12 protein-coding genes are annotated in these 14041 nt (G+C 59.2%); 5 read left to right on the top strand and 7 right to left on the bottom strand.

Translation table 11 applies throughout. The features are described 5' to 3' along the window. The first annotated feature begins 23 nt into the window (after positions 1-23). The 3 genes from LG31_RS0119550 to dtpB all read left to right on the top strand — a co-directional run bounded on the left by LG31_RS0119550 (position 24) and on the right by dtpB (position 4174). Entirely contained in the window at positions 24-1196 is a 1173-nt protein-coding gene (locus LG31_RS0119550; protein ID WP_033116077.1) for an MdtL family multidrug efflux MFS transporter, read from the top strand. Positions 1197-1214: 18 nt separating this feature from the next. Next, positions 1215-2186, top strand: a complete 972-nt coding sequence (gene yidZ / locus LG31_RS0119545) for an HTH-type transcriptional regulator YidZ (protein ID WP_033116076.1) — start codon at positions 1215-1217, stop codon at positions 2184-2186. A 482-nt stretch (positions 2187-2668) separates the two neighbouring features. Further along, positions 2669-4174 (top strand): dipeptide/tripeptide permease DtpB, encoded by a 1506-nt coding sequence (gene dtpB, locus LG31_RS0119540; protein WP_033116075.1) that lies wholly within the window; start codon positions 2669-2671, stop codon positions 4172-4174. A gap of 56 nt (positions 4175-4230) precedes the next feature. On the opposite strand, the gene ruvX is transcribed toward dtpB, so the two are convergent. Then, positions 4231-4653 (bottom strand): Holliday junction resolvase RuvX, encoded by a 423-nt coding sequence (gene ruvX, locus LG31_RS0119535; RefSeq protein WP_033116074.1) that lies wholly within the window; start codon positions 4651-4653, stop codon positions 4231-4233. Positions 4654-4691: 38 nt separating this feature from the next. Beyond that, positions 4692-5246, bottom strand: a complete 555-nt coding sequence (locus LG31_RS0119530) for a YqgE/AlgH family protein (RefSeq protein WP_033116102.1) — start codon at positions 5244-5246, stop codon at positions 4692-4694. Between the two features lie 116 nt (positions 5247-5362). On the opposite strand from LG31_RS0119530, the gene LG31_RS0119525 reads away from it, so the two are divergent. After that, complete coding sequence (locus LG31_RS0119525; protein WP_033116073.1) at positions 5363-6988, top strand: methyl-accepting chemotaxis protein; 1626 nt, start codon at positions 5363-5365, stop codon at positions 6986-6988. Between the two features lie 108 nt (positions 6989-7096). On the opposite strand, the gene gshB is transcribed toward LG31_RS0119525, so the two are convergent. The 5 genes from gshB to metK form a co-directional block, all read right to left on the bottom strand. Next, positions 7097-8050, bottom strand: coding sequence for a glutathione synthase (gene gshB, locus LG31_RS0119520; protein WP_033116072.1), 954 nt, complete (start codon positions 8048-8050; stop codon positions 7097-7099). Between the two features lie 93 nt (positions 8051-8143). Then, positions 8144-8875: a 16S rRNA (uracil(1498)-N(3))-methyltransferase gene (gene rsmE, locus LG31_RS0119515; protein WP_033116071.1), complete on the bottom strand. Its 732-nt coding sequence runs from the start codon at positions 8873-8875 to the stop codon at positions 8144-8146. Positions 8876-9002: 127 nt separating this feature from the next. Next, positions 9003-9707 carry an endonuclease gene (locus LG31_RS0119510; RefSeq protein WP_033116070.1) on the bottom strand — a complete coding sequence of 235 codons (705 nt, stop codon included), beginning with the start codon at positions 9705-9707 and terminating at the stop codon, positions 9003-9005. Positions 9708-9780: 73 nt separating this feature from the next. After that, entirely contained in the window at positions 9781-10332 is a 552-nt protein-coding gene (locus LG31_RS0119505) for a SprT family zinc-dependent metalloprotease (protein ID WP_033116069.1), read from the bottom strand. 68 nt (positions 10333-10400) lie between these two features. Next, positions 10401-11552, bottom strand: a complete 1152-nt coding sequence (gene metK / locus LG31_RS0119500) for a methionine adenosyltransferase (RefSeq protein WP_033116068.1) — start codon at positions 11550-11552, stop codon at positions 10401-10403. A 349-nt stretch (positions 11553-11901) separates the two neighbouring features. On the opposite strand from metK, the gene tkt reads away from it, so the two are divergent. Further along, complete coding sequence (gene tkt / locus LG31_RS0119490) at positions 11902-13893, top strand: transketolase (protein ID WP_033116066.1); 1992 nt, start codon at positions 11902-11904, stop codon at positions 13891-13893. The last annotated feature ends 148 nt before the right edge of the window (positions 13894-14041 follow it).

Genomic DNA, 14041 nt, shown 5'->3' with positions numbered 1-14041 from the left:
CAGATTTTTGTTACGGAGCCTCCATGAGAACTTTTCTGCTGTGCGCCTTTCTGATGATCATCCTCTATCCGGTCGGCATCGATCTCTATCTGGTCGCCGTCCCCCGGATTGCCGAGAGCCTGCAGGCGAACGAGGCTCAGATCCACACCGCTTTCTCCATCTATCTCTTCGGCATGGCAGCGACAGTCCTGTTGGGAGGCATGATTGCCGATCGTTATGGCCGTCGCCCCGTGGTATTGGGTGGCGCCATCATCTTTCTTGCCGCCTCGCTGGTGGCGGCCCATTCAGCCGATGTCACCCAGTTTTATCTGGGGCGATTCTGGCAGGGGGTCGGGGCGGGGGCGCTCTATATCATGACTTTTACCGTGTTGCGGGATGTGCTGAGCGAAGAGCGGCTGGCGATGGCCCTCTCCATGATCAACGGGGTTATCTGCGTCATTCCGGTGCTGGCGCCGGTGTTGGGCTACCTCATCCTCTCCCGTTTTCAATGGCAGGGGATCTTCGTCACGATGGCACTGGTGGCGGCATTGACCGGTCTGATCAACTTCCTGCGGCTCAAGGAGACCCGGCCGGAAAACAGGCTGGGCGGTGCTAGTGGCTTGCCTGTTGCCTTGTTGCGCTCCCCGCGCTTTATGCTGATTTCTCTGCTGACCAGCACCAGCGTGACCGCCATTCTGGTCTACGTCAGTGTCTCTCCCCTGATCCTGATGCAGGAGTATGGTTTTTCACCCGAGCAGTACTCCGTCGTCATGATGGTGATGGCGGGGGTGAGCATGTCGACCTCCTTTCTGACGCCACTGCTGCTGCGCTGGCTGGGCAAGCAGAGAGTGCTGGCGCTCTCCCATCTTGCCTACCTGCTGGCGGCATGCCTTCTGCTGGGCTGCTGGTTGCGGGGCAATGATGTCGCGCTGCTGCTGGCCGGTTTTGCACTGGTCTGTGTCGGCTTCTCCTGCGGGTTCGGGGTGGCCATGGGAAAAGCGCTGGATGGCTGTCAGCATAATGTGGCCTTCGCCAGCGCGGTGCTCTGCGTCATGCAGATCAGCCTGTCCGGTCTCTATATTTGGCTGATGGGGCAGTTGGGCTTTTCCCCGCTGGCTATGCTCTTCTGCTCCCTGCTGCTGACGTTGCTCAGTTACCTAGGGGTGAAAGGGCTGGTACCATGGTTTGCTGTTCGCGAAGCGCAATCGCGGGGATAAACGGGAATGAGGAGGGATATGCGTACGCTGGTTGAGCTCGATCTGAACCTGCTGATTGTCTTCAAGTATCTGATGCAGGCGCGCAGTGTGGCTGGGGCGGCGAAAAAGCTCTGTGTCACCCCGTCGGCGGTGAGCAAGTCCCTCGCCAAGCTGCGGGAGTGGTTTGACGATCCCCTCTTTGTCCGGGTACGGCAGGGGCTGCAGCCGACCAATCTTTCCCTGACGCTGGAAGAGGAGCTGAAGGTTTGGTATCAGCTGACCGACAGCATCACCTCGCTCAATAGCGAGGCGATCCCTGATGGCGCCCGCTTCAGTCTGGTGATGGAATCCCCCTTCTACATCAGCTTCCTGAGCGATCTGCCGATGACCATCTACGAAAAGTACCCCAACTCTGTGGTCAGAATGCTGGGTTGGGATCATCACTCCCTCAACGACATCGTCAACGGCGATGCCGATCTCGGTTTCTGTGCCCGGGAGACCTATTCCCGCTCCCGGGCCAAGGTCAACCGGCTGCCCTATTACATCGATCACGAAGTGCTGTTCAGCGATCGGCCAGTCGCTTTCTTGCGCAAGGATCACCCCCTGCTCCAGCAGAAGTGGTCGTTGGAGAACTTTTTGGCATGTCCCCAGGTCAGCATGGTGTGGGAGGCTAACGATACTTGGGCACTCGACAACTTGCTGGATGAGGAGGGGTTGCAGCGGCAGGTGCCCATCATGGTCTCCAGCTTTGAACAGGCGTTGCACATTGCCGCCCAGTCAAGTCACGAGCTGATCGCGGTAGCCCCCTCCTATTGCGGTGGCTATGCGGCCAGACACCATGACAACTTGATCGCCATGCCGTTGCCGCTACCGGAGAAGCTCTATCAGCAGTTGGAGATCGCTTTTATCCTGCTCTGGCACAAGCGGCACAATCAGGATGCCAAGGTAATGTGGCTGCGCAACGAGATAAGGCGGCTCTATCAGCGAGCGCCAGCCCAAGGGGCTACCTGAATTCAGCCGGCGGATCTGCGCCGGCTTTTTTGTACCTGCCAGTTGTCCTGAGTCTGCGAGAGCAGCGAAGAGAGCCATTTGCTGTCGTTTAATACACAGAATTGAAGATAAATCACGTCTCGAGTGACACTCTTCGCAAGAGAAATTGTAATCCTGTTTCATTAGAAAACATCATGAAAGTTGGATTTTAAAGTGTGATCAACCATTAAGTCAGTTGATTACCAGTGACATAACATGCCTAACCTTGAAATAACGGGGCATACCCCCCTTATTTCTGCTAGCCCCTTTGCGGTGCATCAGTGTCGCTTCTTGCCCCACTCATCACCTTGAAGATGACGAATGAAACATCTGTTGCCAGATATCGAGCGGCGGCTTGCCGGCACAGGGCAAGGTCGCAGTTCGGGTGGCTTGGCAGGTATTTCATCCCATGGGCTCACCGCCATCAGATTAATAACAATAAGCAGCTATCAAGGCAGGTTACTATGCGTCCAGCAACAGCACCGACCGGGTTGTTACAACAGCCCAAACCCTTCTTCATGATATTTTTTGTCGAACTCTGGGAGCGCTTCGGTTATTACGGCGTGCAGGGGATCCTGGCAGTTTTCTTTGTACAGCAACTGGGTTTTTCCCAGGAGCAGTCGTTTATCACCTTCGGCGCCTTCTCGGCGCTGGTGTATGGCCTTATCTCGATCGGTGGTTATGTCGGCGACCATATTCTCGGTACCAAGCGCACCATGGTGCTGGGGGCGGTTGTACTGGTTATCGGCTATTTCATGACCGGCATGTCGATCTACAATCCTGACCTGATTTTCTATGCGCTCGGTACCATCGCGGTCGGCAACTGCCTGTTCAAGGCCAACCCGGCCAGTCTGCTCTCCAAATGTTATGCCCCGAAGGATCCGCGGCTGGATGGTGCCTTTACCCTGTTCTATATGTCGATCAATATCGGTTCCCTTATTTCCCTCTCGCTGGCACCGGTGATTGCCGATCACTATGGCTATACAGTGACTTATAACCTGTGCGGGGTGGGACTGATTATTGCGCTGCTCACCTTCTTTGCCTGCCGCAATATGGTGAAAGATATCGGCTCAGAGCCTGATCATCTGCCCCTCAACTACGGTAAGTTGCTGATGGTATTGGCTGGCTCGGTGGTCATGGTCTTCTTCTGTGCCTGGTTGATGCACCACGTGGTGATCGCCAACATGGTGCTGATGACGGTGACGATTGCCGTGGTGATCTTTTTCTTTCGCGAGGCGTTCAAGCTCGACACCGTGGGTCGCAACAAGATGTATGTGGCCTTCGTGCTGATGCTGGAGGCGGTGCTCTTCTATGTGCTGTACGCCCAGATGCCGACTTCACTGAACTTCTTTGCCATCAACAACATGCATCACGAGATGCTGGGCATGAGCGTCAACCCGGTCAGCTTCCAGGCGCTCAACCCCTTCTGGGTGGTGGTGGGTAGCCCGGTGCTGGCGGTGATCTATACCCGGATGGGCTGCAAGGGGCGGGATCTCACCATGCCGCTCAAATTTACCCTCGGGATGTTCTTCTGCTCGCTCGGTTTCCTGACCGCCGCTGCTTCCGGCTGGTGGTTTGCCGATGAGCAGGGGCTCACCTCCCCCTGGTTTATGGTGCTTATTTACCTGTTCCAGAGCATCGGCGAGCTGATGATCAGTGCGCTGGGGCTGGCCATGGTGGCCGCGCTGGTGCCGCAACGCCTGATGGGCTTTATCCTCGGGATGTGGTTCCTGACCCAGGCGATGGCATCGCTGCTTGGGGGTTATGTCGCCACCTTCACCGCCGTACCGCAAGGGGTAACGGATCCGCTGCTGACCTTGCCCATCTATACTGGCGTGTTTGGCAAGATCGGGATAGCGACCCTGATTATCGCCGTGGTGATGGGCCTGATGGTGCCCTGGCTGAACCGGATGATGAATGCCACACCACAGGAGGAAGAGGGGTTGCTGGCGCCGCAGTCACAGGCGTGACGGGGAGATAGATGCAAACAAGGCAGGGGCACAGCCCCTGCCTTGTTGTTTATGGCTTAGTTGTACTGCTCTTCCATCCAGGCTTCGACGATCAGCTGCGCCGATACGCCGTCCACGCTGCCCTTCTCCAGAGCTCGATATCCACCCTGTTCGAAGAGGCGGGCGCGGGCGTCCGTGGTGGTGAGTCGCTCATCCTTGAACTCGACCGGTTTGCCGAAGCGGCCGTGCAGGCGGTTGCCGAACTTGCGGGCACGAACTGTGATCTCCTGATCGGTGCCATCCATGTTCAGGGGCAGGCCGACAATGAGCAAGTCCGGTTGCCACTCCTTGAGCAGCTTCTCGATTTCGTCCCAATTGGGGATGCCGTCATTGGCTTTGAGGGCGCGCAAGGGGCGGGCAGTGCCGGTCAGCTCCTGGCCGATGGCAACGCCAATGCTCTTGGTGCCGTAGTCAAAGCCCATGATGCTGCGTGATGACATGAAAAAATCCTCGAAATAAAACGGGGTTCGCCAGCGGCTCAGCTGTGGCCGACGTCGCTGGATAAGTGGATCGGGTTAACCCCTATGCTGGCGGCCGCTTGCTGCCAACGCTTGTGGATGGGGGTTTTGAAGATAAGGTCAGGATTGGGCGGGATCACCAGCCAGGCGCCATCAACCAGCTCCTGTTCCAGCTGTCCGGCACTCCAGCCAGCGTAGCCAAGCGCCACCAGCCAGTGATCGGGAGCCTCACTCGTACCCAGGGTTTCCAGTATATCCTTTGAAGTAGTCACCATCATTTCGTCCCCAACCTGCAGGGTAGAGCCGAAACCGGGGCGGAAGCTGTGCAGTACAAAGCCACGATCGGCGTGCACCGGCCCCCCTTGAACCACCGGCTGCTTGAGTTCCGCAACGGTCGGGGGCGTGAGCTTGAGCTGGGTCAGCATGGCCTCAACGGACATGTCGACCGGGATGTTGACGACCAGCCCCATGGCGCCCTCTTCGTTGTGTTCGCACAAGTAGACCAGCGAACGCTCGAAGTAGGGGTCCGAGAGGCTTGGCATGGCAAGAAGAAAGTGATTTTGCAGTGTTTGCATATGGGCCAGATATTGCAAAGGTATTTGCGGCAATTATGGCAGCTCGACTCTGTAGGCAAAACCGCTTTTTATCGAAGGCGCGCAGGCCCGCCATTTATCCGGGTAGGGAGAAAACCATGGAAGGGATTTCAATCAGACAGAAGTTGATCCTGGGGTGCGTGGTGCCTCTGCTGGCACTGTTGGCCTTGCTGGTGGGGGCAACTCAGGCGATGTCCCAGCTGATGGCGGGCATGAACGCCATGTATCAGGGGGAGGTGGTGCAACTGAAGGAGCTCAAGCACATTGCCGATCTCTACGCCGTCAACGTCATTGATGCGACCAACAAGGCCAATGTGGGGGGCTTTACCCCGGACAAGGCAAAGGCGGCCATCACTCAGGCCCAGCGTGATGTGGCAGATAGTTGGCAGCACTACCGCAACATGGCGATGGATCAGGGGGAGACGCAGGAGGCGGATCGGGTTCAGATGCTCTTCGCTGCGGCCGATCAGCAGATTGCCGCCGTGTTGCAGGTGCTTGATGGCGGGCCGGATGAGGTACGTGCTCACCTTGGCGCCCGGATCATGCCCCTCTATGGCGCGATCGATCCCCTCAGTGATACGGTCAGCGGTCTGGTGCAGTATCAGCTGACCGCTGCCGAACAGAGCATGACCGAGCTGACCCAGCTCAAGGATCGCCTCTTCCAGCTCTTTCTCCTGCTGTTTCTGATCGGGGGCGGTTGCGTGCTCTTCTTCGGCATGTGGACCGGTCGCAGCGTGAGCCAGCCGCTGGCGGCCATGAGTCAGGTGCTGCGTGGTATGCAGACCGATCTTGATTTGAGCCAGCAGGCACCTGTGCTGCGCAAGGACGAGATGGGGTCGCTGGCCAATTCCCTTAACGACGTGATCCGCCATTTTCGCAACCTGCTGAACCAGATCAACGAGATGGCCGAGCATCTGGCCAGAGAGTCGGCCCGTCTTGCCCATATTGGGGTCGAGAGCCGCCAGCGCTTTGCCCAGCAGCAAGCCGAGACCGATCAGAGCGCGACGGCCATGAACCAGATGAGCGCGACCGTGGCCGAGGTGGCCAACAGCTCGTCCGGGGCGGCCGATGCGGCCAGGGTGGCCGACCAGAGTGCCCGTCACGGTCATCAGGTGGTTGAAGATGCCATCCAGCACATGTCCTCCCTCTCTTCCCATATCCAGACCACGGCGGCGATGATCACCCAGCTGGCCGATGACAGCCGCGATATCAGCAGCGTGATGGATGCCATTCGCGGCATTGCCGAGCAGACCAACCTGCTGGCGCTCAACGCCGCCATCGAAGCGGCGCGGGCAGGGGATCAGGGGCGCGGTTTTGCGGTGGTGGCGGATGAGGTGCGCACGCTTTCCCAACGTACCCAGCGCTCGACCGAAGAGATTGGCAAGACCATTATCAAGCTGCAGCAGGGGGCGAGCGAGGCTGCCAACAGCATGATGCACGGGCTGGAGCAGGTCGAGGAGTCCAACCGTACCGTGCTTGCCTGTGGCAAGGCGCTCGGCGAGATTGTCACCTCGGTGGAGATGATCAACGAACTCAATACCCATATCGCCACCGCCGCCGAGGAGCAGAGCAAGGTGGCTGAGGATATCACCCGCAACGTGGTCAATATCGCCCAGATAGCGACCGAGTCGACGGCGGCCGCCTCCGAGATGAACCAGAGTTGTCACGAGCTGGAGCAGCTATCGAGCGATCTCAAGCTGAAGGTGGGGCAGTTCCGCTGTTAAGCCTTCATACCAATGAGCAAGGCATGAAATAGAAGAGGCGGCCCCGGGGCCGCCTCTTTGCATTAACACTCGCTCGCTACAGCGAGCAGCAATTTAACTGTGGCTGGCTCAGGCCTTGGCCAGCCGGCGCTCGATGGCATCCATCAGCATGCCGGTAATGTGCACGTCGAAGGCCGCTTCAATCTCGCGAATGCAGGTCGGGCTGGTGACGTTAATCTCGGTCAGGCGGTCGCCGATGATGTCGAGGCCGACGAAGATAAGCCCCTTCTCTTTCAACGTCGGGCCCACTGCACGGGCGATAGCCCAGTCGGCTTCGCTCAGGGGACGCGCTTCGCCGCGGCCACCGGCCGCCAGATTGCCACGGGTCTCGCCCTGCGCCGGAATGCGGGCGAGGCAGTAGGGAACCGGTTCACCGTCCACCACCAGCACCCGCTTGTCGCCATCCTTGATGGCGGGCAGATAGGTCTGCGCCATGCAGTACTGGCTGCCATGGGCGGTCAGGGTTTCGATGATAACGCCGACGTTGGCGTCATCTTCCTTCATGCGGAAGATGGAAGCGCCGCCCATGCCGTCCAGCGGCTTGAGGATCACGTCTTTGTGCTGGGCGTGGAAGGCGCGCAGCTTGTCGGCGCGGCGGGTCACCAGCGTGGTCGGGGTATGCTCGGCAAACCAGGCGGTGTAGAGCTTCTCGTTGGCATCGCGCAGGCTCTGCGGCTTGTTGACGATAAGGCAACCCTCATCCTCGGCCCGCTCCAGCATGTAGGTGGCGTAGATAAATTCGGTGTCGAACGGCGGATCCTTGCGCATCAGGATCACATCGAGGTTGGAGAGGGGCTGATCGACCACCTCGCCCAGCGTGTACCAGTCGGCATAGTCATATTTGACGGTGAGCGGGCGCATGGTGCCAAAGGCGCGACCAGCTTCCATGTAGAGATCCTTCATCTCCAGATAGAACAGCTCATAGCCGCGCTTTTGCGCCTCTTCGAGCATGGCAAAGCTGGAATCTTTCTTGATATTGATGGCCGAGATGGGGTCCATCACGATGCCGAGTTTAATGGTCATCCGCTGTTCCTTCTTAATGGCTCGATAGGGTTGTAGGGTCGATTAGCGCAGCGTAATCGGCCGCTTGAGGCTGCATCGATGCAGCCGATAGTATCAAGCGAGATCGCCAAAGCGGCACTGCAGCGCAGTTATCGCAGTCAGGGCGGCGGTTTCGGTGCGCAGCACCCGCGGCCCCAGCAGCATCTCTTTGAAATCTTCCTGCACGGTACGGGCGATCTCGTCGCTCGACAATCCCCCTTCCGGGCCAATCAGCAGGCGCACGCCGTGCTCGGGAACGGGTAGGGTGTTGATGCTGTACTCGGCGCGCGGGTGCAGGTTGAGTTTGAGCTCCTTGGTCTCTTCCGCCAGCCAGGCATCCAGCTCCATCGGCATGCGAACGATGGGCACCACGTTGCGGCCGCACTGTTCGCAGGCGCTGATCACCACCTTCTGCCACTGCTCGCGCTTCTTCTCCAGCCGATCGGCCGGCAGCTTGACGCCGCAGCGCTCGGAGAAGAGCGGGGTGATGCAGGTGACGCCCAGCTCTACCGATTTCTGGATGGTGAAGTCCATCTTGTCGCCACGGCTGATCACCTGACCGAGGTGGATGGCCAGCGGTGACTCCACCGATTGGGTATCGCAGCTGTCGATGGTCACTTCCACCGACTTTTTGCCGACGCTGGCGATGGTGGCGGGATATTGATTGCCATCGCCGTTGAACAGCTCGAGCTGCTGGCCCGGCTGCATGCGCAGTACCCGGCCGATATGGTTGGCGCCGTCTTCCGACAGGGCGATGGTCTGGCCAACTTGCAGGGTGGCCGGTTCATAGATACGTGGAATGCGCATGGCTGCTTGTCAATCTCTTGCTTGGAAACCCTTCATATCCTGCTGCGAGGCGGTGAGCAAGGCTCACGCGGCAGTAGGGAAGGGCTTCATGATAAGAGGGGGCGATCCCCTCTCTGGTCAAATGGGGTTATTGGCACTGCTTTTCAATAAAGGGATTGGTATTGCCCTGCAGCGTGCCGATGCGGCGGTTGCGCTCGCACTCCCAGCCCTCTGCCGGGTATTGGCGATCCCAAGCTTCGAACAGTTTACGCTGTTGCGCAGCCAGACGCAGCCCATACTGCTCGCTCATGTAGAGGTAGGCGCGGGCGATCTGGCCGCGCACCGGCCCCTTGGGCGGCTGCACCCGACGATCCTTGAAATCCACCAGCATCTGGCACTGGCCGTACTGATCCGGCTTGCCGTTCCAGTCAGAGAAGCGGTAGTTGGCGCGATCGCCGTTCACTTCTCCGATGGCGGGGAAGAGGTTGTGCATGTCCCCCTCCATCTTGTTGAACTCCGGACTCACCTTCTCGCAATTCTTGCGACCGCCATCCTGCCAGCACTGCAGCTGATGGCCGAACTCCCAGGCGGGTACCACGTGCTCCCACTCGATGCGGGCGGCGCGTTTGGGCTGCTTGCGCGGCTCGTAACCGCAGCTGGCGAGATCCGGGCTCATTTTCTTGCCCTGATAGTTGATGTCGCAGCCGCAGTAGAAGGTGGTGGCATTGGGCTGGCTGCGGTAGAGCTTCACAAGATCCTGCTTGGCTTCGCGAAAGGTCTGGGCGTGCAGGGGGGCGCTGAGCAGCGGCAAACCGGCCAGCAGGGTCAGGGCGAGGGAGGAGATGAAACGCATGGGATTCCTTGCAAACGGGATGATTGACGAACGATGGCGGGCACCCTACCACAAGAGCGCGACACCGGCTGGCTTACTGTTCGGGCTCCGGCCGTTCCCGTTCCAGCGGCTGCTTGCAGCGGCGGCAGTGATAGCGGGCTTCGCCGCGCACCACCTTGTTGTGGCGGCGTACCGACAGCTGATGCTGCTGGCAGAGGCAGCGATAGGGCACGGTGCGCTGGGCCAGAACTGCCAGATCGAAGCTGTGGGTGGTTCTGGGCTCGAGGCCGAACACCTCCCGCATCACCGATTGCCACTGGCGGCCGTGGGGCAGCACCCGCGATCTGCCGCGTCCTTCCCCGCTATGTTCACCCCAAAGGGCATAGACCAGCAGATGGGCCACTTCGTGGGGCACCACCTCGGCCAGAAATGCCTGCTGGTTGGCCTGACAGAGGGCGGGATTGAAGCGCAGCTCCCAGGTTTGCAGCCGCGCCGAGCCTGCCGCCCGACCGCGCATGTTGCAATGGACTTGCGGGCGGGGGAAGGTGCGGCCAAGGCGCGCTTCGGCCTGTGCAAAGCAGGCGTCGACGCGCGCGAGCAGCTGTTGATGCAGGGCGGGATCGAGGCGGGTAGCGGTGGCAGACATCGAGTTCTCGTCAAATGGCGGATAAGCAAAAGGGGAGCCAGGCTCCCCTTTTATCACAACCGTGAACCTTACAGGCCAGCGGCAGAGCGCAGCAGCTCGGCCTTGTCGGTCTGCTCCCACGGGAACTCGTTGCGACCGAAGTGACCGTAGGCAGCAGTGGCCTGGTAGATCGGGCGCTTCAGATCCAGCATCTGGATCAGGCCATACGGGCGCAGTTCGAAGTGCTCCCGTACCAGTTTGACCAGCAGATCTTCGGCGACTTTGGCGGTACCGAAGGTTTCAACGCTGATGGAGGTCGGCTCGGCCACGCCGATGGCGTAGGAGATCTGGATTTCACAGCGATCGGCCAGACCGGCGGCAACGATGTTTTTGGCAACGTAGCGGGCGGCGTAGGCAGCAGAACGGTCAACCTTGGAAGGATCCTTGCCGGAGAAGGCGCCACCACCGTGACGGGCCATGCCGCCGTAGGTGTCGACGATGATCTTGCGACCGGTCAGACCGCAGTCACCCATCGGGCCGCCGATAACGAAACGACCGGTCGGGTTGATGAAGTATTTGGTGTCCTTGTTGACCCACTCGGCCGGCAGCACCGGCTTGATGATCTCTTCGCGTACCGCTTCAACCAGATCTTTGTGGCTGATGGATTCAGCGTGCTGGGTAGACAGCACCACGGCATCCACACCGATGATCTTGCCTGCGTCGTCGTAGGCGAAGGTCAGCTGGCTCTTGGCATCCGGACGCAGCCACGGCAGGGTGCCGTTCTTGCGCACTTCAGCCTGACGCTTCACCAGCAGGTGAGAGTAGGTGATGGGGGCCGGCATCAGCACGTCGGTTTCGTTGGTGGCGTAGCCGAACATCAGGCCCTGGTCGCCAGCGCCCTGCTCCAGCGGATCGCTGCGGTCAACGCCCTGGTTGATGTCCGGGGACTGCTTGCCGATGGCGTTCAGCACGGCGCAGGAGTCGGCATCGAAGCCCATGTCGGAGTGGGTGTAGCCGATTTCACGTACGGTATCACGCACGATCTCTTCGATATCAACCCAAGCAGAGGTGGTTACTTCACCGGCCACCATGACCATACCGGTCTTGACCAGGGTCTCGCAGGCAACGCGTGCCTTGGTATCTTGCTTGAGGATGGCGTCCAGCACCGCATCGGAGATCTGGTCCGCAATCTTGTCGGGATGGCCTTCGGAGACCGACTCGGAAGTAAACAGCTTTGCCATGATAAGAGTCTCAGCTTGTCTGGGTTATCGCCACGGCAATAACCGGATGAATAGGATGGTGTAGAGGTATCTACATCTGGACGTCTATTTTAGTTAGCGCCCCCCCCGATTGCCAGCACTATTTTGTCGCGGTGTCGCAAGAAGGCCACTATTGGCTCCTTACTATCCCCAAGGGGATGAAAATCAAACGTTTGCTGTTGTTCTGTTTGGTCAAACGTCGCCAAGAAAAGCGATTGTCCTCCCAAAGCCACTTTATTCGTCCAGATAATATTTGCACGCCGCGCGCCCTGCTGGGACAATAACGCGCCTTAATCTTGGCCATCAAATGAAGCAATCGCAGGAGATACAGATGCCTTCTCGTAAAGAGCTTGCCAATGCCGTTCGTGCATTGAGTATGGATGCCGTTCAAAAAGCCAACTCCGGTCACCCGGGCGCCCCCATGGGAATGGCGGATATCGCCGAAGTATTGTGGCGCAGCCACCTCAGACATAACCCGAACAACCCCAAGTGGGCCGACCGCGACCGTTTCATCCTCTCCAACGGCCACGGCTCCATGCTGCTGTACTCCCTGCTGCACCTCTCCGGTTATGACCTCTCCATCGACGATCTGAAAAACTTCCGCCAGCTGCACTCTCGCACCCCGGGTCACCCGGAGTACGGTTACGCGCCGGGCGTTGAAACCACCACTGGCCCGCTGGGTCAGGGCATCACCAACGCCGTGGGTATGGCGATCGCCGAGAAGGCCATGGCTGACCAGTTCAACCAGCCGGGTCACGACATCGTTGACCACTACACCTACGCCTTCATGGGCGACGGCTGCCTGATGGAAGGTATCTCCCACGAGGCTTGCTCTCTGGCCGGTACCCTGCAACTGGGCAAACTGATCGCGTTCTGGGATGACAACGGCATCTCCATCGACGGTCACGTAGAAGGCTGGTTCACCGACGACACCGTCAAGCGTTTCGAAGCCTACGGCTGGCACGTTATCCCGGCTGTTGACGGCCATAACCCGGAAGCGATCAACGCTGCCATCGAAGCCGCCAAGGCCGAGACCGGCAAGCCGACCCTGATCTGCTGCCGCACCATCATCGGTTACGGTTCTCCGAACAAATCCGGTTCTCACGACTGCCACGGCTCACCGCTGGGCAACGACGAGATCGCCGCGGCTCGCGCGTTCCTGAAGTGGGATCACGCACCGTTTGTTATCCCGGCCGACATCGCTGCCGAGTGGAACGGTCAGGAGAAGGGCGCCAAACTGGAAGCCGACTGGGCTGCCAAATTCGCTGCCTATGAAGCCGCTCACCCGACTCTGGCTGCCGAATTCAAGCGCCGCACCGCTGGCGAACTGCCGGCCAACTGGGCTGCTGAATCCGCCAAGATCATCGAAACCCTGCAAGCCAACCCGGCCAAGATCGCAACCCGTAAAGCGTCCCAAAACGCACTGGAAGCGTTCGGCAAGTTGCTGCCGGAATTCATGGGCGGCTCCGCTGACCTGGCTCCGTCCAACCTGACCATGTGGTCCGGTTCCAAGTCCCTGACCAACGACGATGCCTCCGGCAACTACATCCACTACGGTGTACGCGAGTTCGGCATGTCCGCCATCATGAACGGTATCGCCCTGCACGGTGGTTTCATCCCCTACGGCGCTACCTTCCTGATGTTCATGGAGTATGCCCGTAACGCCCTGCGTATGGCCGCCCTGATGAAGCAGCGTTCCATCTTCGTTTACACCCACGACTCCATCGGTCTGGGTGAAGATGGCCCGACTCACCAGCCGGTTGAGCAGATCGCCTCCCTGCGTCTGACTCCGAACATGAGCACCTGGCGTCCGTGTGACCAGGTTGAATCTGCCATCGCCTGGAAACACGCCATCGAGCGTACCGACGGCCCGACCTCTCTGATCTTCTCTCGTCAGAACCTGGCCCAGATGGACCGTACTGCCCAGCAGCTGGCCGACACCGCCAAGGGTGGCTACGTGCTGAAGAATTGTGCCGGTACTCCGGAGCTGATCCTGATCGCCACCGGTTCCGAAGTGGAACTGGCCGTTGCCGCCTATGAGCAGCTGACTGCCAAGGGCCGTGCCGTGCGCGTGGTCTCTCTGCCGTCTACCGACGTGTTCGACGCCCAGTCTGCCGAGTACAAGGAGTCCGTCCTGCCGTCCTCCGTCACCAAGCGTGTGGCCATCGAAGCCGGCATCGCCGACTACTGGTACAAGTACGTTGGTTTCGGCGGCAAGATCATCGGTATGACCACCTTCGGTGAGTCTGCACCGGCCGAGCTGCTGTTCAAGGAATTCGGCTTTACCGTGGAAAACGTGGTTGCGACCGCAGAGTCCCTGTAATAGCTGACAATTGGGTCGCTCTGACCCAATAGCCGGAAAATAAAACGCCCTCCATCGTAAGATGGGGGGCGTTTTTATTTCTTACTACATTTTATTGGCTTGAAGAAAGTCATGCTTATTTTGTTTAAAAATCTGTATAGTATATCCA

This window comes from Aeromonas lacus, from assembly GCF_000764665.1.
In the GTDB taxonomy this organism is placed as follows: Bacteria; Pseudomonadota; Gammaproteobacteria; order Enterobacterales; family Aeromonadaceae; genus Aeromonas; species Aeromonas lacus.
The sequence above is the reverse complement of the archived record's forward strand: the minus strand, read 5'-3'. Positions and strand labels throughout refer to the sequence as shown.